Source organism: Streptomyces sp. NPDC051218 (assembly GCF_044455475.1).
GTDB lineage: Bacteria > Actinomycetota > Actinomycetes > Streptomycetales > Streptomycetaceae > Streptomyces.
Window position 1 is genome coordinate 738837 of the sequence record NZ_JBITEU010000001.1, and the last position, 22231, is coordinate 761067.

Annotated in this window: 20 protein-coding genes; 11 read left to right on the forward strand and 9 right to left on the reverse strand. The window is 71.1% G+C overall.

What is annotated here, in order from left to right; genetic code table 11:
- Positions 1-66 precede the first annotated feature (66 nt).
- Positions 67-315: an acyl carrier protein gene (locus ACIBCK_RS03420; protein ID WP_055531551.1), complete on the forward strand. Its 249-nt coding sequence runs from the start codon at positions 67-69 to the stop codon at positions 313-315.
- A gap of 102 nt (positions 316-417) precedes the next feature.
- Positions 418-1680, forward strand: coding sequence for a beta-ketoacyl-ACP synthase II (fabF, locus tag ACIBCK_RS03425; protein WP_399386372.1), 1263 nt, complete (start codon positions 418-420; stop codon positions 1678-1680).
- A 74-nt stretch (positions 1681-1754) separates the two neighbouring features.
- Here the strand turns inward: fabF and ACIBCK_RS03430 are convergent, their stop codons facing one another.
- Positions 1755-2249: a DUF3145 domain-containing protein gene (locus tag ACIBCK_RS03430; protein ID WP_399386373.1), complete on the reverse strand. Its 495-nt coding sequence runs from the start codon at positions 2247-2249 to the stop codon at positions 1755-1757.
- Positions 2250-2568: 319 nt separating this feature from the next.
- On the opposite strand from ACIBCK_RS03430, the gene ACIBCK_RS03435 reads away from it, so the two are divergent.
- Complete coding sequence (locus ACIBCK_RS03435; RefSeq protein WP_399386374.1) at positions 2569-3489, forward strand: SGNH/GDSL hydrolase family protein; 921 nt, start codon at positions 2569-2571, stop codon at positions 3487-3489.
- A 47-nt stretch (positions 3490-3536) separates the two neighbouring features.
- Positions 3537-4523 carry an aldose epimerase family protein gene (locus ACIBCK_RS03440; protein WP_399386375.1) on the forward strand — a complete coding sequence of 329 codons (987 nt, stop codon included), beginning with the start codon at positions 3537-3539 and terminating at the stop codon, positions 4521-4523.
- A gap of 35 nt (positions 4524-4558) precedes the next feature.
- On the opposite strand, the gene ACIBCK_RS03445 is transcribed toward ACIBCK_RS03440, so the two are convergent.
- On the reverse strand, positions 4559-7015 hold the full coding sequence (locus tag ACIBCK_RS03445; RefSeq protein ID WP_399386376.1) for a beta-glucosidase: 2457 nt from the start codon (positions 7013-7015) through the stop codon (positions 4559-4561).
- A 177-nt stretch (positions 7016-7192) separates the two neighbouring features.
- Here ACIBCK_RS03445 and ACIBCK_RS03450 point away from each other — a divergent pair, with 177 nt between their 5' ends.
- The 3 genes from ACIBCK_RS03450 (at position 7193) to ACIBCK_RS03460 (ending at position 10427) form a co-directional block, all read left to right on the forward strand.
- Complete coding sequence (locus ACIBCK_RS03450) at positions 7193-7762, forward strand: TetR/AcrR family transcriptional regulator (protein ID WP_399386377.1); 570 nt, start codon at positions 7193-7195, stop codon at positions 7760-7762.
- A gap of 156 nt (positions 7763-7918) precedes the next feature.
- Positions 7919-9049: an abortive phage infection protein gene (locus tag ACIBCK_RS03455; RefSeq protein ID WP_399386378.1), complete on the forward strand. Its 1131-nt coding sequence runs from the start codon at positions 7919-7921 to the stop codon at positions 9047-9049.
- Positions 9050-9149: 100 nt separating this feature from the next.
- Positions 9150-10427: a pyroglutamyl peptidase gene (locus ACIBCK_RS03460; RefSeq protein WP_399386379.1), complete on the forward strand. Its 1278-nt coding sequence runs from the start codon at positions 9150-9152 to the stop codon at positions 10425-10427.
- On the opposite strand, the gene ACIBCK_RS03465 is transcribed toward ACIBCK_RS03460, so the two are convergent.
- On the reverse strand, positions 10408-11235 hold the full coding sequence (locus ACIBCK_RS03465) for an EI24 domain-containing protein (RefSeq protein WP_399386380.1): 828 nt from the start codon (positions 11233-11235) through the stop codon (positions 10408-10410). The genes ACIBCK_RS03460 and ACIBCK_RS03465 overlap by 20 nt on opposite strands.
- Positions 11236-11382: 147 nt before the next feature.
- Here ACIBCK_RS03465 and ACIBCK_RS03470 point away from each other — a divergent pair, with 147 nt between their 5' ends.
- Together ACIBCK_RS03470 and ACIBCK_RS03475 are read left to right on the forward strand one after the other, a co-directional pair.
- Positions 11383-14004 (forward strand): M14 family zinc carboxypeptidase, encoded by a 2622-nt coding sequence (locus ACIBCK_RS03470; RefSeq protein WP_399386381.1) that lies wholly within the window; start codon positions 11383-11385, stop codon positions 14002-14004.
- Positions 14005-14156: 152 nt separating this feature from the next.
- Positions 14157-15314, forward strand: coding sequence for a serine hydrolase domain-containing protein (locus tag ACIBCK_RS03475; protein WP_399386382.1), 1158 nt, complete (start codon positions 14157-14159; stop codon positions 15312-15314).
- 101 nt (positions 15315-15415) lie between these two features.
- On the opposite strand, the gene ACIBCK_RS03480 is transcribed toward ACIBCK_RS03475, so the two are convergent.
- A complete protein-coding gene (locus tag ACIBCK_RS03480) occupies positions 15416-15844 on the reverse strand; it encodes an organic hydroperoxide resistance protein (RefSeq protein WP_399386383.1) in 429 nt (142 codons plus the stop codon).
- 115 nt (positions 15845-15959) lie between these two features.
- On the reverse strand, positions 15960-17006 hold the full coding sequence (locus ACIBCK_RS03485) for an NADP-dependent oxidoreductase (RefSeq protein WP_399386384.1): 1047 nt from the start codon (positions 17004-17006) through the stop codon (positions 15960-15962).
- Between the two features lie 127 nt (positions 17007-17133).
- On the opposite strand from ACIBCK_RS03485, the gene ACIBCK_RS03490 reads away from it, so the two are divergent.
- Positions 17134-17583: a MarR family winged helix-turn-helix transcriptional regulator gene (locus ACIBCK_RS03490; protein ID WP_399386385.1), complete on the forward strand. Its 450-nt coding sequence runs from the start codon at positions 17134-17136 to the stop codon at positions 17581-17583.
- Positions 17584-17607: 24 nt separating this feature from the next.
- On the opposite strand, the gene ACIBCK_RS03495 is transcribed toward ACIBCK_RS03490, so the two are convergent.
- The 4 genes from ACIBCK_RS03495 to ACIBCK_RS03510 all read right to left on the reverse strand — a co-directional run bounded on the left by ACIBCK_RS03495 (position 17608) and on the right by ACIBCK_RS03510 (position 20826).
- On the reverse strand, positions 17608-18297 hold the full coding sequence (locus tag ACIBCK_RS03495) for a hypothetical protein (RefSeq protein WP_399386386.1): 690 nt from the start codon (positions 18295-18297) through the stop codon (positions 17608-17610).
- A 137-nt stretch (positions 18298-18434) separates the two neighbouring features.
- The gene (locus tag ACIBCK_RS03500; RefSeq protein ID WP_399386387.1) at positions 18435-19283 is read right to left on the reverse strand and encodes an SMP-30/gluconolactonase/LRE family protein; all 849 of its coding nucleotides are present in this window, start codon (positions 19281-19283) and stop codon (positions 18435-18437) included.
- Between the two features lie 73 nt (positions 19284-19356).
- Positions 19357-20667, reverse strand: a complete 1311-nt coding sequence (locus ACIBCK_RS03505; protein ID WP_399386388.1) for a helix-turn-helix domain-containing protein — start codon at positions 20665-20667, stop codon at positions 19357-19359.
- A gap of 6 nt (positions 20668-20673) precedes the next feature.
- Positions 20674-20826, reverse strand: a complete 153-nt coding sequence (locus tag ACIBCK_RS03510; protein WP_399386389.1) for a hypothetical protein — start codon at positions 20824-20826, stop codon at positions 20674-20676.
- Positions 20827-21016: 190 nt separating this feature from the next.
- Between ACIBCK_RS03510 and ACIBCK_RS03515 the strand changes: the two genes are divergently transcribed.
- Positions 21017-22060, forward strand: coding sequence for a DUF3068 domain-containing protein (locus tag ACIBCK_RS03515; RefSeq protein ID WP_399386390.1), 1044 nt, complete (start codon positions 21017-21019; stop codon positions 22058-22060).
- Positions 22061-22231 lie beyond the last annotated feature (171 nt).

Here is a 22231-nt window from a genome sequence, read left to right on the forward strand (position 1 = left end):
TGTAAACCAACCTGCCGCTGCCGCGGCGGGCGCCACACCCTCTGGATACATAGAAGGAGCGCCAACATGGCCGCCACTCAGGAAGAGATCGTCGCCGGTCTCGCCGAGATCGTGAACGAGATCGCCGGCATCCCGGTCGAGGACGTCCAGCTGGACAAGTCCTTCACCGACGACCTGGACGTCGACTCGCTGTCCATGGTCGAGGTCGTCGTCGCCGCCGAAGAGCGCTTCGACGTCAAGATCCCGGACGACGACGTCAAGAACCTCAAGACGGTCGGCGACGCGACCAAGTACATCCTCGAGCACCAGGCCTGATTCAGGCTGCTCTGCTGAAGCACCGGGCCTGACAAGGCTGCTCTGCTGTCGCCACCCGGCGGTGGCGCCGCTGATCCCCTCAACACCGTGGAGAATTTTCCTGTGAACTCGACCAATCGCACCGTGGTCGTCACCGGTATCGGCGCAACCACACCGCTGGGTGGCGACGCAGCCTCGACCTGGGAAGGTCTGCTCGCGGGCCGCTCCGGTGTCAGTCTTCTCGAGCAGGACTGGGCGGCCGAACTTCCGGTCCGCATCGCGGGCCAGATCGCCGTCGAGCCCGGCGAGGTCCTGCCCCGCCCGCAGGCCCGCAAGCTGGACCGTTCGGCGCAGTTCGCGCTGATCGCCGCCAAGGAGGCCTGGGCCGACGCCGGCTACACCGCGAAGGCGGGCGAGGACACGTCCGTCGACCCGCACCGCCTCGGCGCGGTCATCGCCTCCGGCATCGGCGGCGTGACCACCCTGCTCGACCAGTACGACGTGCTCAAGGAGAAGGGCGTACGCCGCGTCTCCCCGCACACCGTGCCGATGCTGATGCCCAACTCCCCGGCGGCCAACGTCGGCATCGAGCTGGGCGCCCACGCGGGTGTGCACACCCCCGTCTCGGCGTGCGCCTCGGGCGCCGAGGCCATCGGCTACGCGATCGAGATGATCCGCACCGGCCGCGCCGACGTCGTCGTCGCGGGTGGTACGGAGGCGGCGATCCACCCGCTGCCGATCGTCGCGTTCGGCAACATGATGGCGATGTCCAAGAACAACGACGACCCGGCGGGCGCCTCGCGTCCCTACGACGTCGACCGCAACGGCTTCGTGCTCGGCGAGGGCGCCGGCGTGATCGTCCTCGAGTCCGAGGAGCACGCCAAGGCCCGCGGCGCGAAGATCTACGCGGAGGCCGTCGGCCAGGGTATCTCGGCCGACGCGCACCACATCACGCAGCCCGAGCCGTCCGGCAACGGCATCGCGGCGGCGCTGCAGAACCTCATCGACAGCACGGACCTCAAGCCCGCCGAGATCGTGCACGTGAACGCGCACGCCACCTCGACGCCGCAGGGTGACGTCGCCGAGATCAAGGCGCTGCGCAAGGCCTTCGGTGACGACGTCGACCACATGGCGATCGCCAGCACGAAGTCGATGACCGGTCACCTGCTCGGTGGCGCGGGCGGTGTGGAGACCGTGGCGACGGTCCTCGCGCTGAAGCACCGCATGGCCCCGCCGACGATCAACATCGAGAACCTCGACCCCGAGGTCGACGCGGACGTCATCCGCGACGAGGCCCGCGCGCTGCCCGAGGGCAGGATCGCGGCGCTGAACGACTCGTTCGGCTTCGGCGGCCACAACGTGGTGCTCGCGTTCAGGACCGTCTGAGCACTCACCCGTACGTAGCGAAGGGCCCCCACCATGCGGTGGGGGCCCTTCGCCGTACTACAGCCGGACGTACGTCACACGACCTGGTGCAGCCACCGCACCGGAGCGCCCTCACCCGCGTACCGGAAAGGTTCGAGTTCGTCGTCCCAGGGCTTGCCGAGAAGCTTGGAGAGCTCGGCCTCCAGGTCGCTCTCGCCGCCCTTGGAGCGGGCCAGGGCGGCGCGCAGGCGGTCCTCCGGGATCAGGATGTCGCCGTGGATGCCGGTGACCGCGTGGAAGATGCCGAGCTCGGGGGTGGCGCTGTACCGCTCGCCCTCGGCCGTGGGGCACGGCTCGGAGGTGACCTCGAAGCGCAGCAGCTGCCAGCCGCGCAGGGCGGAGGCGAGTTTGGACGCGGTGCCCACCGAGCCGCGCCAGGAGAACTCCGATCTCCAGCTGCCGGGCGCCGCGGGCTGCCTGATCCAGTCGAGGTTGACGCGCGCGCCGAGTACGCCCGCGACTGCCCATTCGACGTGCGGACACAGCGCGCGCGGTGCGGAGTGCACGTACAGAACTCCACGTGTCGTCACCGGGACCTCCAGTGTGGGTCGAGGTTCGCCTTCCCCAGCGGCCTCGCGCCCGTGCCGAGCGTTGTCGCCCTGAATTCGGGAAACTCCCGAAAACGGGACAGATGTGACGTGATGTAATTTAGCGGAACCGGAAGAGCAGGGTGCCACTGGGTGGCGAGGCTACCGTGCGGCGGAACAAGGAGTGTGACGTACCGTCGGTCCCGAGGCCAGGAATCGCCCACCATTCACTCGCAGGGGCGCCGAAACGGCGCGGTCGGCCTACGGCAGCATCTCGGCCCACGGCGACAGATCGGCGTACGGCAACAGAGGGGACCTGGGGATGCGGAACCGAAGGCACCGCTCACGTGCCGCCGTCGCCGCCGCGACGGCGGTTCTTCTCGGCGCCACCGCACTCACGGCGTGCGACGCCTCCGGCGGCGACGCCCAGGCGCCCAACGGACCCTCCGCGCGCGACAAGCCATCACCCAAGCCCACCCCGACCTGGGACACGAGTCCGGACTCCCTGGCGGCCGTCGGCGACTCCATCACCCGCGGCTTCGACGCCTGCTCGGTGCTCGCCGACTGCCCCGAGGCCTCCTGGGCGACCGGCACGGACTCCGAGGTGCGCAGCCTCGCCACCCGGCTCCTGGGCAAGGAGCGGGCCGCCGGGCACAGCTGGAACTACGCGAAGACCGGCGCACGCATGGCGGATCTGACCGGGCAGATGAAGCAGGCCACGCTCAAGCGCCCCGAGCTGGTCACGGTGATGGCGGGCGCGAACGACGCGTGCCGCCCCTCGGTGGATTCCATGACGCCGGTCGCCCAGTTCCGCGCGGACTTCGAGGAGGCGATGCGCACGCTGCGGCGCGAGCTTCCCAAGACGCAGGTGTACGTGACGTCCGTGCCGGACCTGAAGCGGCTGTGGTCCCAGGGGCGCACCAACGCGCTGGGCAAGCAGATCTGGAAGCTGGGCATCTGCGCCTCGATGCTTGCGGACCCGGACGCGCGGGACGCGGCGGCCACGGAGCGCCGGGCCACCGTGCAGAACCGCGTGGTCGCGTACAACGACGTGCTCAAGGAGGTGTGCGCGAAGGATCTGCGCTGCCGGTACGACGGCGGGGCGGTCTTCGAGTACCGCTTCGACGGTGACCAGTTGAGCCACTGGGACTGGTTCCACCCCAGCAAGGACGGCCAGTCGCGCCTCGCCGAGCTGGCGTACCGTCAGGTGAAGGCCAAGAACGCCAAGGATCCCAGGGACTGAGGGACCGGCGGCCCCACGTCCGCGCGGCCCGGCGTAGGGTCGCGATCATGCGCAGTGAACTCTTCGGGACGCTCCCCGACGGCACGCCCGTCCATCGCTGGACCCTGGAAAGGGGCGGGGTGCGGGTACGCGTCCTGACGTACGGCGGGATCATCCAGTCGGCGGAAGTTCCGGACCGGTCGGGGCGGTGCGCGCAGGTGGCGCTCGGCTTCGATGACCTCCAGAGTTACCTCGATCATCCCGGGCCGTACTTCGGGGCGCTGGTGGGCCGGTACGCGAACCGGATCGCGGGCGGCGAGTTCACGCTCGACGGCCGGACGTACCCCTTGGCGCGGAACAACGAGCCCAACGCCCTGCACGGTGGCGCGGCCGGCTTCGACAAGCGGGTGTGGGAGGCGGCGGAGGCCGAGCACGGGGTGCGGCTCTCGCGGGTGAGCCCGGACGGCGAGGAGGGTTATCCGGGGCGGCTCACGGTGTCGGCCACGTACTCGCTGGACGAGTCGGGCGCGCTGCGGATCGCCTACGAGGCGACGACCGACGCCCCGACGGTCGTGAACCTCACCAACCACACGTACTGGAATCTCGCGGGGGCCGGGAGCGGTGGCGCGGGCGGCCATGAGTTGCGGATCGCGGCGACGCGGCTCACACCGACGGATGGGACGCAGATTCCCACGGGGGTGTACGAGGACGTCGACGGGACGCGCTTCGACTTCCGGGACGCGCGGAAGGTCGGGGCCGGGATCGACCACAACTACGTGCTCGACAAGGGGGTCACCGCGCGGCCGGTCGAGGTGGCCGAGCTGAGCGACCCGGCGTCCGGTCGCGTGCTGACCGTGGCGACGACGGAACCGGGTCTTCAGCTGTACACGGCGGACCACTTCGCGGAGCCGCTGCCGTTCGCTCCCGGGGACGGTGTCGCCCTGGAGACGCAGCACTTCCCCGACTCCCCCAACCGGCCGGAGTTTCCGAGCACGGAGCTGCGGCCGGGTGGGGTGTACGCGTCGGAGACGGTGTACGGCTTCTCCGTTCGCTAGCGCGGTTGCCCGAGGTCAGACGGCGATCGTCTCGTTCAGGCGACGGTGATCGTCTCGTTCAGGCGGCTGTCGGCGATGGAGCGGCCCGCCTGGATCTCGTACGAACCGGCTTGGTGAGCCCAGGAGTTGGTGCTCTCGTCCCAGATCTCGAAGGCACGGCGCGGGAGTTCGACGCACACCTCCACGCTCTCGCCGGGCACGGCATCCACGCCCGCGAAGCCCGCGAGCCAGCGGGCGGGGCGGGAGCCGTCGTTCGCGGTCGGGGCGAGGTAGACCTGGACGACCTCGCGGCCCGCGCGCGGGCCGGAGTTGCGCAGGCGGACCGTTGCCGTCGTGCCCTCCACGGTGAGGGACTCGTACGTCCAGTCGGTGTAGCCGAGGCCGTGGCCGAAGGCGTACGCGGGGGTGGCGCCGGACTTCTCCCAGGCGCGGTAGCCGATGAACACGCCCTCGTCGTAGGAGAGTTCACCTTCTCCGGGGGTGACCTGGGTGATCGGCGCGTCCGCGAAGGCGCCCCACGTCGTGGGCAGACGGCCGCCCGGCTCCTGGGCGCCGAGCAGCACGTCGGCGAGCGCGGCGCCGCCCTCCTGCCCGGGGAACCAGCCGAGCAGGACCGCCGCCACGTCGTCGCGCCACGGAAGTTCCACCGGGGAGCCGGAGTTGACGACCACGACCGTGCGGGGGTTGGCCGCGGCCACCGCGTGCACCAGTTCGTCCTGGCGGCCCGGGAGCCGCAGGTCCTGCCGGTCGAAGCCCTCGGACTCGACGCGCTCGGTGGTGGCGACGACCACGACCGCGGTGTCGGCTCCCCGCGCCGCCTCGACGGCTTCCGCGATCAGCTCGTCGGGGTCGCGCCGCGGGCCGAGGTGCACGAAGGAGAACACCACGCCGGGCAGCGGGGCCTTGTACTCCTTGTCGAGCGGGTGGAGCAGGGAGACCTCGACGCTCTCGCCCGCCGTCAGGCTCACCTTGGCGCGCTCGACCGGGGAGCCGAAGAACGCCTCGAAGGGGTCGGACGCCTCGCCCATCACCTCGGTCCCGTCGAAGACGACGTCGCCGCCGACGGTGAGCGTGAAGGCGCCGAGACCGCGCGTGCCGAAGGAGTGCTCGCCGCTCTCGCGCGGCGTGAACGTGCCGACGACCTCGATCGAGGCCATCGCTTCGTGGGTGACGCCTTCGGGCAGGTCGTCGCCGATCCACTGGACCTGGCCGGAGGGGAGGCTGCCCTCGCCCAGGATGTTGCCGTCGGCGTCGCGGCAGACGGCGCGTAGCTCGAACCCCTTGTCGGCGGGGGCGAGTTCGTCGCTCGGGTCCGCGCCGACGGCGTACGTCAGGGATTCCTCGCCCAGCGCCGCCGTCAGGCCGTCGAGCGGGGAGATCACGCGCGGCGGGAAGACGGTGGCGGAGCCGCCGCCAAGGACACGGGCGTCGCGTGCGGCGGCGCCGATGAGGGCGACGGAGGCGGAGGGCCTGAGCGGCAAGGTGTCGTTCTCGTTGCGCACGAGGACGAAGGCGCGGCGGGCGACCTCGCGGGCCAGCGCCTCGCCGTCGATCTCGGCGGGCGGATCGGTGACGACGGGATCGGCGCCTTCAAGGATGCCGACGCGGGCGGCGAGGCGCAGGACGTTGCGGACGGCGTCGTCGACCACCGCCTCCTTGACCTGACCGCCGCGCACGGCGTCGGCGAGCGCGTCGCCGTACACGGTCCTCGGTCCCGGCATGGCGACGTCGAGGCCGCCCTCGATGGTGCCGGTGGTCGAGCGGGCGGCCATCCAGTCGGAGACGTTGTAGCCATCGAAGCCCCACTCGCCGCGCAGCACCTCGTTGACCAGATAGCGGTGCTCGGTCATCGTCGAGCCGTTGACCTTGTTGTACGCGGTCATGATGCCCCAGGGGTGGGCGTTGGTGACGATCGCCTCGAAGGGCGCGAGGTACAGCTCGCGCAGGGCGCGCGCGCCCACCTTGTTGTCGACGGTGAAGCGGTCGGTCTCGGCGTCGTTCGCCACGAAGTGCTTGACGGTCGTGCCGACGCCGCCGGACTGCACGCCCTGGACGTAGCCGGTGCCGATGACGCCGGTCAGATACGGGTCCTCGCTGTACGCCTCGAAGTGCCGGCCGCCCAGCGGTGAGCGGTGCAGGTTGACGGTGGGCGCGAGGAGGACGTGGACGCCCTTGCGGCGGGCCTCCTGGGCAAGGAGGGCGCCCGCGCGGCGGGCGAGGTCCTGGTCCCAGGTGGCGGCGAGCGCGGTCGGGGACGGCAGGGCGATGGAGGGGTCGTCGGCGGTCCAGCGGGTGCCGCGCACGCCGATCGGGCCGTCCGACATGACGAGGGGCGCGAGCCCGATCTCGGGCAGCGGGTGCAGCGACCACATGTCGCGCCCGCCGAGCAGCCGGGTCTTGGCGTCCAGGTCCAGCGCGGCGAGCGCGGCCTCCACGACCTCCTCACGCGCCTGATCTGCCTGCGTCGCTCCGGGTCCCTGGGTTCCCGCCATGGCGGTGCCTCCTCGTTGAAGTCGCCTGTGTCGTCGAAATCCGTTCCGTACGTTCCCTCCATCCTGCCTCGACTACCTGTAGATCGGTAGGTTTCGTGATCTGGACGTTATATTTGGACCGGAGCATGACGTACGGTCGTCCCGCGAGCAGGACCGAGAGCGTGAAGGGCAGAGACCATGGCGACCAGGGCCAGAAGCGAGGAGCGGCGCGCGGAGATTCTCCGGGCCGCCCTTGAGGTGATCGCCGAGCGCGGCTACCGCGGCGCGAGCCTGGGCGCCGTCGCCGAGCGGGTCGGTCTGACCCAGCAGGGCCTGCTGCACTACTTCCCGACGAAGGACGCCCTCCTCGTCGCCGTCCTAGAAGCCCGCGACCAGTGGGACGCGGTGCCGACGAGCGAGATCCGCCTCGACCTGCTCGGCTCGCTCGTCGAGTACAACGCGATGCGCCCCGGCATCATCCAGACCTTCAGCGCCCTGCTCGGCGAGAGCGTCACGGACGGGCATCCGGCCCGGGAGTACTTCACCGAGCGGTACGGCAGGGTGCGGGAGAACTTCGCGGCGGTCCTGCGCACGGAGTACGGCGACCGGCTCCCCGGCGGCCTCACCCCGGAGGCCGCGGCGCCGCTCCTCGTCGCGGTGATGGACGGACTCCAGTACCAGTGGCTCCTGGACCCCGAATCGGTGGACATGGCGGGGGCGTTCAGGAATTTCCTCGCTCTGCTGGACGGCGGATCCGACGGGCGGTGATCACGCTGTCGCGCTACTCAAGTCGCCCAGCAGGGCAGCGCTTTCCTACCAAGGTCGCCCACGGCGTAGACCGACGGCGGTCGAGGTGGGCCGGGGCCGCTGGTGAGACTGGGCCCACCGTACGGGCCGTGCGGGTGGGCACTGGGAGGCACCGTGATGAGTGGCGGGATCAGTCGGGGGCGGTTTCTGGCGGGGGCGGGGGGCGTCGGCCTCGCGGCGGCGGCAGGGGGGCTGTTGACTGCGGCGCCTGCGGTGGCGAGTAGCCCCGGGGCAGGTGGGCCGGCAGGTGGGCTCAGGTATCGCGGTGTCTGTTACGAGGTCGTCTCGGGGGAAACGCCCACGACCGGGTGGAGCGCTGCCCGCATGCGCGAGGACCTGTGCGTGATCGACGACCGGCTGCACGCCACCACCGTCTCCGTGTTCGGCGACGGCGTCGAACGGCTCGGCGCCACCGCGACGGAGGCCGCCGAGCGCGGCCTGCACGTCTGGCTCCAGCCGCGTCTGGCCGACCGGCCCCAGCGGGAGATCCTCGACCACCTCGCGGAGACGGGCCGGCACGCCGAGCGGCTGCGTCGGCAGGGAGCGGCGGTCCATCTGAGTGTGGGCTGCGAGTTCGTGCTCTTCGTGCCGGGCATCGTGCCCGGTGACAGCGCGGTGGAGCGCATCGAGAACATCAGCAAGGGAAACTTCGACCCCGTGCTGACGCAGCGGCGCCTGAAGCGGTTCATCGGGCGGGCGGCGGCGGTCGGCAGGTCCGTCTTCGGGGGCGGGCTGACCTATGGGGCGGCGGACGGTGACGAGGTCGACTGGGGTCTTTTCGACATCGTCAGCGTCAACTACTACGGATATCACCGCAGTCGGGCCGCCTACCTACGGGATCTGGCGCCCTACCGACGCTGGGGGAAGCCGGTGGCGATCACCGAGTTCGGCTCCTGCACCTTCCGGGGCGCCCCGGAGCAGGGCGGCATGGGCTGGGACGTCGTCGACTACACGAAGTATCCGCCCGAGATCAAGGGCGGGCTCGTCCGCAGCGAGCGGACCCAGGCGGCGTACATCACCGACGTACTGGACGTCTTCGAGTCGATGGACCTCTACTCGGCGACGCTCTACAACTTCGTCAGCCCCGACGCCCCGCACAAGGCCGAGCCGCGACACGACCTCGACATGGCGAGCTACAGCATCGTGAAGACGATCCAGGACGGGACCTCCGGCCGCTGGCACTGGGAGCCCAAGGAGGCGTTCCACGCTGTGGCCGACCACTACGGGCGTGCGGCTCGGCGTCCATGACCCTGCGCGCCGCCCTGGGTCGCGGGAGTTCAACCGCTAGCGGGCGCCGCCCTCTCGGCGCGATACTGCGGCCACCCCCACCGGCCACGGAAGGACTCCCGTGTCACCTACGTCCCATGGCGCCGCCCGGCTCACCTCGCTCGGCGTCACCCTCCTGCTCTCCCTCGCCGCCGTGCCCGCGTCGGCCGCCACCGCACCGGACGGCGCCACCGCCGAGGAGCAGCGCCTCGACCGAGCGGCCCCGCAGGAGATCCTGCGCCGCAGCGGATTCGACGCCGTGGCACCGGAGTTCGCGCGCGCCCTCGACCGCGCCCACTCGTACGGCGAGGCCAAGCGCGTCGTCGTACGCCAGGGGGACGCACTGTGGCGGCGTGCCGTCGAGCGGGCGCAGGGGCGGGGGCACGGGGCGACGGGAGCCGGGGAGCTGAGCCGGGACGACGACCGGCCCTTGTACTGGGCCCGGCTCGGGATGACGCGGGAGCTCAGGCAGTGGGAGCCGGCCCGCTTCGGGGTGAGCGAGGCCCAGCACGGGCGCCTGATACGGGCGTTGGAGGATTCCTCCCGCGGGCACGACTCCATCCGCTACCCGAAGGAGGACCGCGCGGGCCACAGCCTCAAGCGCGTCCTCGTCACCGGCTTCGACCCCTTCACGCTCGACAGGGACGTCCGCATCAGCAACCCGTCGGGCGCCACGGCCCTCGCCCTCGACGGCACTGTCATCCAGACCGCCGAAGGTCCCGCGCGCGTGGAGACCGTCGTCTTCCCGGTCCGCTGGGACGACTTCGCGGAGGGGACGGTCGAGCGCACCCTGCGCGCCCAGCTCCCCCGCGTCGACCTCTTCACCACCATCAGCCAGGGCCGCGCGGGACGCTTCGACATCGAGCGGACCAACGGGGCCTGGCGTGGCGGCTTCCCCGACAACGAGAACCTCGCGCGTACGGAGACGGTGCCGGTCACCGATCCGGCCACGCAGCCCCAGTGGACGTCCACGACCCTCCCGTACAAGGAGATCGTGAGCGCGGAAACCGGCCGCTTCCCGGTGTACGACAACACCTCGGTGACCGAGATCCCGGCGGGCCAGACGGCTCCCGTGGTCCGCCCCGACGGGCCCACCGCCGGCTCGACGGCCCGCGAGGGCGGCGGCGGCAACTACCTGTCGAACGAGATCGCCTACCGGGCGACGCTCCTCCGCGACCGGCTCGGGCTGCACGACCGGCTGCCCGGCGGCCATGTGCACACGCCGATCCTGCAGTTCGGCGCGGGCAACACGGACCCGGCGACGGGCGAGATCACCGACCCCGAGTTCGTGCGCAACCGCCTCGACATCATCGCGCAGGTGCGCGAGATCCTGACGACGGCTATGAACGCCCGCCGGTAGCGGCCTGCGGTCCGCCGGGTCCTGCCGGGTCGGCCGCGCCCCGGGCGTCGTCGTCCGGGGCGTGGCCGCTGTCCTCGCCCATGAGCTCCCGCGCCATGAGCGTCGCGCCCGCGACCGCCCCCGGCATCAGGAACACCGCGACGAACGGGACCAGGAAGGCCACGGCGAGCGGGGTGCCGAAGCCCCACGCCAGTTGCTTACGGGCACGCAGCAGCGCGAGCCGTTCGCGGGCCTCGATGCCCCGGCGCTGGAGCGCCACCCCCGTCAGCTCCTCCACGAGGAAGAAGCCCGTCACGCAGAAGCCGACCACCGGGACCACGGTCTGGCCGACGACCGGGATGAAACCGAGGGCGAAGAGCAGGATGCCCCAGACCGCCGCCCGCAGGACGATGCGCAGGCTGTCGCGCGCCGAGATCCACAGTTCACGCCAGAGCGGCAGGCCCGATTCGGGGGCGTACCCGGCGACGGAGATGTCGACCTTCTCCGACAGCGACTCGTAGAAGGGCTGGCCCACCAGGAGCGTCACCGCGGTGAAGGTGACCACGGACAGGAGCAGCGCCAGCGCGAAGAGGAGCGCCGTGAGGAAGCCCCGGAACAGGCCGGACCACGGCGACGACCAGTCATCCGCGAAGGGCGTCGCCCAGCCGACGAAGTCCGCGCCCCACAGGGCGAGCGCCACGAGGGCGGCCGCGTAGAGAAGCAGGGTGATCAGGCCGGGCAGCAGGCCGACTCCGAACTGCTTGCCGTGCTGGGCCACCCACCGCTGGCCCTTCATCAAATAGCCGAAGCCTCGTCCCAGATCACGCATGCGGCACAGCCTATCCGCCGGTCACGGCCGTGCGGTCCGCGGGACGCGAGAGAGGCAAGGGGGTCGAAGGCCCTCTTGTTGCGCGGGGGTTGAGACGGTAGACCACGCGTACTGACTTCTCTCCAGCTGTCGCTCCCGGAGGTACGTATGGGGATATCCCGGCCATCAAGACCCGTTCTGCTCACCACCCTCGCCTCGGCGGGCGCCCTTGTCCTCACCACGCTCGCCCCCGGCGCCGCGACCGCCGACCCCCGTCCGGGCGACCGGGACATCCACCGCGAGGGCTCGCCCCTCAGCAGTACGGAACGGGCCGCGAGGACGCCGCTGAGCGCCGCCGACCGGGCACTGGGGGCCGCGGACAGCCCCGCACTCGGGTCCGGTCGGTCCGGCGAGTCCGGACACGGTCGCGGCAAGGACCGCGGATACCCCCGCGAGCAGAAGCTCACCCCGCCTCCCGCGAATCCCGACGACAAGTCGATAAAGCTGGGCCTTGCCCCCTACCACTCCATCGCCCCGAAGCTGAATGACATCCAGGGCATCGGCGACCGCGTCAGCGTGGAGATCGCGGGCCGTTCGGCGGGCGGTCACCAGCTCTACCTGGTGACCGTCACCGCCCCTGAGTCGGCCAAGGAGACCGCCCGCCAGGAGCGGATGCGCGAGCTCATCGAGAACGCGCCGGGCGCCGCAGCCAAGGACCGCGCCGTCAAGTCCTCGTACAAGACGCCGGTCTTCATCAACAACAACATCCACGGCAACGAGTGGGAGGGCACGGACGCCGCCCTGAAGCTCATCGAGAAGCTGGCGAAGGCCAAGGACGGCACGACGCGGGACCTGCTCGCGCACAACCGGCTGTACTTCAACGTCACGGCCAACCCCGACGGCCGCATCGCGGGCACCCGCGCCAACGCCAACGGCTTCGACCTCAACCGCGACTTCATCACCGCCTCGCAGCCCGAGGCGCGTGCGATGCGGCAGATCGCGATCGACAAGCAGCCCGCGGTCATGATCGACCTGCACGGGTACGTCAACGGCACACTGATCGAGCCGACGACTCCCCCGCACGGCGAGAACTACGAGTACGACCTCTTCCTCAAGAACACCTACGCCAACGCGCTCGGCATGGAAGCCGCGGTCAACGGCCTCGGCTACACCCCCGAGAAGGACGGCGTCGAACCGGCGATCATCCCCTTCCGTGACCAGGAGGAGGGCTGGGACGACTGGCCGCCGATCTTCACCCCGCAGTACATGCCGTTCCACGGCGCGGTCGCCGCGCACACCATCGAGTTCCCGATGACCGTCAACAACGACGAGTACGACGAGCTGCCGGTGCCGGAGCTGCGGCGGCGGTCCGCGATCAACGTGGACATCGCGGGCGCCGCGATGTCGGCGACGCTCAAGTACACGCAGGAGCACCGCACTTCGGTGATCGCCGACCAGATCGAGACGTTCCGGCGCGGCGCGGCGGGTGCGGCGCAGGTGCCCGTTTCGCCGGAGACCGTGCCGGGTGTGCCGGGCATCGGCCCGGAGGACGTCTACACGACCGACTTCCCGCGTGCGTACGTGATTCCCCAGGGTGGGCGTGGCCAGCGTTCCGCGGCTGCCGCCTCGCGGCTCGTGGAGCATCTGCTCGACAACGACGTCGAAGTGCGGCGGGCGACAAGGGACTTCAGGCTCGGCGGGACGTCGTACGGTGCAGGGTCCTACGTCATCGACATGCGTCAGCCCAAGCGCGGGCTCGCGAACGTGATGCTCGCCGACGGGCGGGACATCAGCGACAAGGTGTCCACCATGTACGACATCTCGGGGTGGAGCCTCGGGCGGTTGTGGGGCGCGACGGTGGACTCGGTGCAGGGCGGTTCGCTGTCCGGTGTGCGCTCGCGTGTCGTGGACGCGGCGTCGCGGGTCGGACATGTAGCGGGGCGGGGGAATCTACGGCTGCGGCTCGACGACGCGCGGGAGGTGGCCGCTCTCAACTGGCTGCTGGCGCGCGGGACTTCTGTGCGCAGGGCTGATGACGGGAGTGTGGTTCTGCCGGCGTCGGCGCGGGGTGCGGCTGTTGCCGCGGCGAGGAAGTATGACATCGCCTTCGACGCGACCAAGGCGAAGGGTGGTGCCGTCGTGCGCGCGACCCGGGTCGCGGCGGCGGTGACGCCCGGGGAGCTGTTCGCGCTGCGGGAGATGAACTTCGACGTGGTACCGGTCTCGACTTCGGTGCTCAACGCGGGGTTCGACTGGAAGAAGTCGGGGGTGGAGGCGTTGTTCGTGTCGGCGGGGCTTTCGTACGGGGAGCTGGACGCGGGGGCGCGGGGCGGGCTCGACGCGTTCCTCTCCGGGGGCGGTGGGCTCGTCGGGCGGGGCGCGGAAGGGGTTGCGCTCAACTCCGACGCGAAGTTGCTGTCCGTTGAGGCGGTCTCCGGGAACGGGGATGCGAATGGTGTGGTGCGGGTGGTCAATGCGGGGGGCCCTGTTACTGGGGGTGCGCCGTCACACTCGTTCGTCTATGCGCCCATGTGGTTCACGGGGCTTGGGAGTGGGGTGCGGGTCGATCAGGCTTATGGGGGTGGGAATCCGCTGCTCTCCGGGCATTGGCGTTCCGCGGAGGAGGGTGGCGGTGGTCCCTCTGATGCTGCGGGTCAGCCTTCGGTGGTCAGCGGGTCCGCTGCGGGGTCCCGGGTTGTCCTGTTCGGCACGGAGCCTCTCTTCCGCGACCACCCTAAGGGGGCGTTTCCGCAGGTGGGGCGAGCGTTGCTGAGTGTGAGCCGGGGCTAAGGCAATCCCTGCGGGGCTTTCCCCAATCCCACCCCTTCCCGAAACTGGGGCTCCGCCCCAGACCCCGCTCCTCAAACGCCGGAGGGGCTGAATTTGTGGGCCCCCGCCCGAGCGGGTTTTCGGGAAGGGGTGGGGTGGGGGAGGAAGAACACATGACACGTGAGATCAGAGTCCACGGCACCACCGCAGCCGGATACGAATCCGTGCGGGACGAGTTCACCGCCCTGCTCGCCCAGGCGGAGCCCGATCACGCCTCGCAGGTCGCCGCCTACGTACGAGGGCGGCAGGTCGTCGACCTGTGGGTGGGGCCGGACACCGACGGTGACACGCTCTTCGGGGTGTACTCGTCCACGAAGGGCGCCGCCCACCTCGTCATGGCGCTGCTCGTCCAGGACGGCACCCTGGAGCTGGATCGCAAGGTGGCCTACTACTGGCCGGAGTTCGCCGCCGAGGGGAAGGGGGAGGCCACCCTGCGGGAACTCCTCTCGCACCGCGTCGGCGTCGTCGGCGCAGACTCCGGCTTCAGCCCCGAGGAGATCGCCGACGACCGCGCCGCCGCCGCCCGGCTCGCGACCCAGCGTCCCTACTGGCGCCCCGGCACCGCCTTCGGCTACCACGCCCTGTCCATCGGCGCGCTGGCCGGCGAGGTCGTCCTGCGGGCCACCGGGCGGACGCTGCAAGAGGTGTACGAGGAGCGCGTGCGTGTCCCGCACGGCCTTGATTTCCACCTCGGGCTGCCGGAAGCACTGGAGCCCCGCTTCCGTTCCGTGCTGCCGATGATGCCCTCCCCCGAGGAGCGTGCCCTGCTCGACGCGCAGCCGCCGCAGCCGGGCACGTTGAACTCCATCGCCTTCAACCGCCATGCCGCGCAGCCCACCGACGTCGAGTCGCTCCCCAACTCCCGTTCGGTGCGCGCCCAGGGGCCCGCGTCCGCCGGTGGGGTCGCCTCCGCGCGCGGGCTCGCCGCGATGTACGCGGCGGCCGTCGGCGGGCTCGAAGGGCAGGAGCCGCTCCTGAAGGCGGACACCGTGGCCGATTTCGGGCAGATACATTCCCATGGGTACGACCTGGTGCTCCGGGCGCACAAGTCGTTCGGGGTGGGGTTCCAGAACGTCGCCGAGGCCTGGTATCCCTTCCTCGGCGTGGGGTCCATCGGGCACAAAGGCGTGGGCGGCTCGCAGGCGTTCGCCGACCCTCGCAGCGGGCTCGCCTACGGGTACACGCGGCGCCGCTTCCCCGCCCCCGGCGGAGCGACCCCGGAGGACGAGCGCCTGGTGCGGGCCATCCACACGGCGGCCGTCACCCGCTGACCGGCCTGGCAAACTGACTGACACGACAGGCCGACCGGCATGGCAGAGGGCCGCACCCCCGCTTCGGGGTGCGGCCCTCCGTCACGTATCGGAGGAGACGGTCAGGCGACCGCGAGCTCCACCTTGATGTTGCCGCGCGTGGCGCTCGAGTACGGGCACACCTGGTGCGCCTTCTCGATCAGCGACTGCGCGGTGGCCGCGTCCACGTTCGGGATGGAGGCGCTGATCGCGACCTCCAGGCCGAAGCCGCCGGCCTCGGTCGAGCCTATGCCGACCTTGGCGGTCACGGTCGAGCCGGAGATGTCGACGTTCTCCTTGCGGGCGACCACGCCGAGCGCGCCCTGGAAGCAGGCGCTGTAGCCGGCCGCGAAGAGCTGCTCGGGGTTGGTGCCCGCGCCGCTGCCGCCCATCTCCTTCGGCGGGTTGACGACGACGTCGAGCTTGCCGTCGTCGGTGGCGACGCGGCCGTCACGGCCGTTCTCGGCGGTGGCGACGGCGGTGTACTTGACGTCGATCTGCTGGATGGACATAAGTGCCGGTTCCTCCTGAGATGTTCCGCGATGCGCGCCCACAGTCGCGACAATGTGGAATCACTTTATCGGATGCCGGAAAAACACCGGGCGCTACTCCTCGGGTGCCCGCACCTCAGGCCAGGGAAACGATCATCTTTCCGGTGTTCTCGCCGCGCAGCATGCCCAGGAACGCCTCGACGCCGTTCTCCACGCCCTCGACGAGCGTCTCGTCGTACTTCAGCTCGCCGGAGCGGATCCACGCGCCGACCTCCGACACGAACTGCGGCTGCAGCGCCTCGTGGTCCCCGACCAGCACGCCCTGCAGGCGCAGGCGCTTGCCGATGATCATGGCCATGTTGCGCGGGCCCGGCGTGGGCTCGGTGTCGTTGTAGCCCGCGATCATGCCGCAGATGGTGGCGCGGCCGTGCACGTTCATGCGGCTGATGGCCGCTTCGAGGTGCTCGCCGCCGACGTTGTCGAAGTAGACGTCGATGCCCTCGGGGGCGGCCTCCTTGAGCTGCTCGACGACCGGGCGCGGGTCCTTGTAGTTGAACGCGGCGTCGAAGCCGTACTCCTCGACGAGCTTCTTCACCTTCTCGTCCGAGCCCGCCGAGCCGACGACGCGCGACGCACCCTTGAGCCTGGCCATCTGGCCGACCTGGGAGCCGACCGCGCCCGCGGCACCGGAGACGAAGACCGCGTCGCCCTCCTTGAAGGAAGCGACCTCGAAGAGGCCCGCGTAGGCCGTCAGGCCGGTCATGCCGAGCACGCCGAGGTACGCGGAGAGCGGCGCGGCCTGCGCGTCCACCTTGACGGCGTGCTTGGCGGGGACGGCCGCGTACTCGCGCCAGCCCGCGAAGTGCAGGACGTGGTCGCCCACCGCGATGTTCTCGGCGTTCGACGCGATGACCTCGCCGACCGCACCGCCCTGCATGGGCTGGTCCAGCTGGAACGGCGGGGTGTACGACTTCACGTCGTTCATCCGGCCACGCATGTACGGGTCCACGGAGAAGTGCAGGTTGCGGACCAGGACCTGGCCATCGGCCGGGGCCGCCACAGGGGCCTCGCGCAGCGCGAAGTCCTCCGGGACCGGCCAGCCGTGCGGGCGGCGCACGAGGTGCCACTCGCGGCTGACGGCGGGGAGCTTCTGGGACCCGGGGGCCTCGGGGGTGACGGACATGCGGGCGTCCTCCTCCTGCTCAGGCTGCCGTGGCCGGCAGGCTGGCATATCGAAAATGCTTCATGTTGTGAAACAACCATGCGCCTACATATTTCATGATGTCAAGTAACGGGGTAGCCTGGAGCGCATGGCCACCACCAGCTCCCGCACCCCGCGCACCGACCCCCTGACGCTCGAAGTCGTCGAGCTCATCGGGACGGTCGTCGCGCGCTACTACGAGGAGTACGACGCCGCGGCGGGCAAGCACGCCCTCACCGGGGCGCAGGCACGCGTACTGGGTCTGCTGTCCCTCGAACCGCTGCCCATGCGGCGCATAGCGCAGAAGCTGAAGTGCGAGCCGTCGAACATCACGGGGATCATCGACCGGCTCGAGGCGCGCGGTCTCGTGGAGCGGCGGCCCGACCCGGCCGACCGCCGCGTGAAGCTCGCCGCCCCGACGGAGGAGGGCCTGACGGTCGCCCGCAGCCTGCGCGAGTCGCTGGACTTCGCGCGCGAGCCGCTGGCCGAGCTCACCCGCGAGGAGCGGCTCTCGCTGCGTGGGCTGCTGCGCAGGATGGTCGGCGAGGACGCGGGCTGACCGCTCGCTCGCCTCAGGAGCCGGCTACGTGCACCACCACAGGAAGCGGTCGCACGTCTGGGAGGGCTCCGGCTCGGGCGTCGGATCCGGCTGCTGCGTGGTCGGCGGGGGCGTGGGGCGCGTGGTCGCGGGGGCGTCCGGGGGGCTGTCCGGGGTGTCCGGCGCGGAGGTCGTGACCGGGGCCGCGGGATCGGGGTCCTTGTCGGCCCGCTCCGTCTTCTCGTCGGCCTTCTTCTTGTCCTCGTCCTTCTTCGCTTCCTTGGCCGCCTTGTCCTTCGCGGACTTGGAGGCCGAGGGACCGGCGGACGTGGCCGCCGCGGACTCGGCGCCGGTCGCCGTGCCGTCGGCCGGGTCCTGCGGCGTCCGTGACGCGGGCCGGGTCGCTCCCCCGTCCGGCGAGGACGCCGCCGTCGGCTCCTCCGACGGGCCCTCGATGCCGAGTTCGGCCAGGCTCAGGCCACCGGCCGCGAGCGCGAGCCCCGCGGTGATCAGCAGGACCTTGCGGCGTCTGCGCCGGTGCGCCCGGCGCCCGCGCTCCCTGCGGCGGCCCCTGCTCCGGGGCACCACGTCGTCGTACGTGCGCTCCGAACCGGCGGGGGCTTCCTGCTCGGCGACCGCCTCCGCGTACTCACGGCAGGCTTCGGCCGGGGTTCCGCACCCCGGGCAGGCCAGGGCGCCGTTGAGGTGCCTGTGGCACGGGTGGCAGTAGTCCATGAGGCATGGAGGCTAAGTGAGCCGCGGGGAACAGAGGAAGCCGCTGCCGTGAAGGTTGTGTGCGGAATCGGATGTTCCTGCCGTGTCGGCTTCCCCTATGGGGCAAACCGCCTGTTCCGCTCCGGCCGCGGGCCCGTCTAGCCGGCGAACGCCGCCTGTTCCACGCCCTGTCCGGCGTCCGGCAGCACGAGCACGGAGCCGGACAAAGGGTGCGGCGCCTCAAGTCCCGTACGGGCGGAGGTGATGTACAGGTCGCGCAGTCCCGCGCCGCCGAACGCGCACGCGGTCGGGCGGACCACCGGCAGTTCGATCACCCCGTCCAGGGCGCCGGAGGGGGTGTAGCGGCGGATGGCGGCGCCGTCCCACAGGGCGACCCAGACGCAGCCGTCGGCGTCGACGGTCAGGCCGTCGGGGTATCCGGCTTCGGGCTCGATCGTCACCAAGGGGCGCCTGGAGCGCGGGAGTTGGTCGTCGCCCAGTTCCACGACGTCGACGTGGCGCGTCGGGGTGTCGATGTAGTACATGAGCCGGCCGTCCGGGCTCCAGCCGATGCCGTTGCTGACGGAGACGGGGGGCAGGACCTCATCCCGGGCGCCGTCACCGGTCAGCCGGATGAGGTTGCCGCCGCCCTCCCCTTCGTCGTAGCGCATCGTGCCCGCCCAGAGCGCTCCGTCGGGGGCGACCGCGGCGTCGTTGCCCCGGCGGCCCGGCACGACCTCGCGGTGCAGCCAGCGGAAGCCGCCTCCGTCGGCCGCGGAGTCGTAGAGGCCCACGCCGTCCCGGAGGTTGACCACCAGGCCGCCGCCCGCGCGCGGCTTCGCGGCGCCGACGTGCTGCTCGGTGGCCAGGACGGAGCGGTGCCCGGTCGACGGGTCGTACGTGTGGACGCGTGAGCTCAGGATGTCGACCCAGATCAGCCGCTGGGCGGCGTGGTCCCAGGTGGGGCCCTCGCCGAGTGCTGCCTGCGCGCGTACCGCTATGTCCATTGCGGCAGGCTACCCGCAGGACTGTCCGTACGGCTGGCCGAACGCCCGGCTCCCCGGCTCCCCGACTCCCCGCTCAGCCCACCCGTCCCAGCTCTCCGCGCAACCGCCGCGCCCTGAGCACCAGTTCCAGCTCGAAGCGGCGGTCCGGGTCGTCGACCTCGTCGCCCCACAGCTCCCTGATCTGCCGCAGGCGGTAGCGCACCGTCTGCGGATGCACCCCGAGCCGAGCCGCGACCTCCGGGGCGCCGCCCCGTGTCTCCAGCCAGGCGAGCAGCGTCTCGGCGAGGCGGCGGCCGTGCGCGGGTCCGCAGTGCGCGAGCGGGGCCAGGCAGCGGCGGGCCAAGTCCTCGATGAGCTCCTCGGGTTGCAGCAGGACAAGGGCCTCGGTGTGCTCGGTGCAGAGCAGGACCTCACCGGAGGGGAGCAGGCCGCGTTCCATCAGGCGGACGGCGGCCTGGGCCCAGCGCAGTGACTTCGCCGCGTCGGCGAGCGGTACGGGCGGGCCGATCGCGCCGGACCAGCCGGCCATGGCGCGGCGCAGGAGCTCGGGGCGGCCCGCGGCCTCGGGGTCGGGGACGACCATGCGGGGCTGTTCGGTCTCCATGTCGAGCAGGACGCCCTGGCCGACGGCGGGCGCCACGGCTTCCCTCGCGGGGCGGAGCAGGACACCGACGGCGACCCGCTCGGGCAGCTGCCAGCCGACGCGGGCGGCCCGTTCGTCGAGTGCGCTGCGGGCGCCGGGCGCACCGGCGGCCGCGGAGCGGGAACCGGAGCCGTGGCCGAAGTCGGCGGGCGCTCCCGCACCGGGGTCCCCGCGCCGCTCGGAGAGCAGCAACTCCATCAACTTCCGTTGCAGGCGCAGCCGTTCACCTGCCTGCCGGGCCGCGGCCTCGGCGTATCCGCGGACGGACTGATCGACGAGGCCGTCCAGATACTCGAAGCCCGACTCGGCGAGTTCGTACATGGCCGGTGGCGGGATCTCGATCTGCTGGCCTATCTCGGCCAGGCGGCGCCACGCGAGCCGTACGCCGAGGCGGTAGATCGCCTGGAGCGAGTCGAGGCTGCGGCCGTGCAGGCCCTCGCCCCTGCCGAACTCCTGGAAGACCTCAAGGGGGTAGACGGGCCGCCCGCCCTCGGCCGCCGCGATCTGCTGGACGAACCCCTCCAGGGCGCGGCGTATGCCGATGAGCGCCATGGGTTCGCCCGACTCGTCGAGCACGACGGGCAGGGCGGGGTACTCGGCGCGGATCTCACGCAGGATGTCGTGGGCGAGGGCGGGCACTTCGTCCAGGGCGAGCGCGGCGAACTGCCGCGCCTGCACGGGCGGTACGTCGCGCCAGGCCGAGCGGACGGACAGCGAACCCTGGCTCTCGGTCACGGGCACGGCCACTCACTGTCCCCGGGGGGCGGTCTCGTAGTGCACGAGGGGAGTGTTGGGCTGGTCGGGGGTCGCGTTCAGGAGCGCGACGACGCCGAACGCGGCGGCCACGGCGAGTGCCGCGGCGGCTACGGCGGTCAGCCCGGCGGCGAGCAATCGGTGCATGTCAGGGTCAGCCTCTCTGCTGGAGGTCGTCCCCACCCAGGTCGCGCGGATGGCGCTCGCACAGTCCTTTACCGGCCCCACCCGGTAGGTGCACAGTTTCATCAACGCATTGACACTTCGTCAAGGGTCCGCCTAGCGTTCCGGCCCCTACGGCTCGGTAACACTTCTCACCCGCCCCCAGGAGTGCCGGATGCGCCGCACAGCCTCGCCCCTCTCGCTGATCCTCCTCGGACTCGGCGTCTTTCTGCTCGTCCTGGCGCCGATGCTCGCGTGGTACGTCGAGCCACGCGCGAAACGCACGCCCGTGGACATCGACACGATCACTGTTTTCAAGGGCAAAGGCAGCTATTTCGACACCGAGAAGATCAAGACGGTGCGCGACAAGAACCTCACGATCACGCGGCAGGTCCGCGGCGACGTGGAGGACAGCACCAGCGAGCACGCGGTCTGGGACGTGGTCACGTCCGTCGACCCGGACAAGTCCCTGCCCGCGTCAGACCCGCACGATTCGCTCCAGTTCACGACGGAGCGCTGGGTCACCGACCGCGGGACGAACAAGCCGGTGCACTGCTGCGACGAGAAGCCGTATTTCGAGGGCGAGGCCTACCTCAAGTTCCCCTTCGACGTGGAGAAGCGCTCCTACACCTGGTGGGACAACACCCTGGGCGCGACCGTCCCGCTGACCTTCCGCGGCACGAAGAAGATCCAGGGGTACGAGGGCTACCGCTTCACCGCCGAGGTGAAGCCCGCCAAGACCGGCACCCGTCTGGTGCCCGGCCGCCTGGTGGGGCAGCCCAAGCGCAGCAACGTGCTGGCCGAGGAGTGGTACGCCAACCACGGCGTCGAGCTGGTCGCCGACAAGCGCACCGGCCGGATCATCTACGCGGCGATCGGCCCCCGCAAGACGCTGCGCGCGCCCGGCTCGGACAAGGACGCGACGGTGCTGCTCGACAGCGAGCGCATCGCGTTCACCGAGAAGACACAGAAGACGCAGGTCGGGCTCGCGGACGACGACAGCAGCCGGCTGAAGCTGGTGGGCGAGACGCTGCCGGTCGGTACGGGTGTGCTCGGTGCGCTGCTCGCGATCGCGGGAGGCGTTCTTGTCATCCGCGGACGACGTTCGGACAGTGGGGCGCAGGGGCCCGATGGGCCCGGAGGGCCCGGTTCAGCGGCGGAGCCGGGCGGTCCGCATAGCGATACGTCCCCAACCGCCCTGCAACCCACCACGATGTGATGAGACGTCAGCTGTTGAAACACCAAAAGTTGTCACTTCGGTGAGTAGCCGCGTCGAACACGGCGGCGAAAACTAGCGACCCCACCCGCGCACAGTCCCCGCACCGCCCCCGCACCACCCGCGCACAGTCAGAGCACAGCCCCTCCGTAAGCGACCCCCGAACGGTGCAAC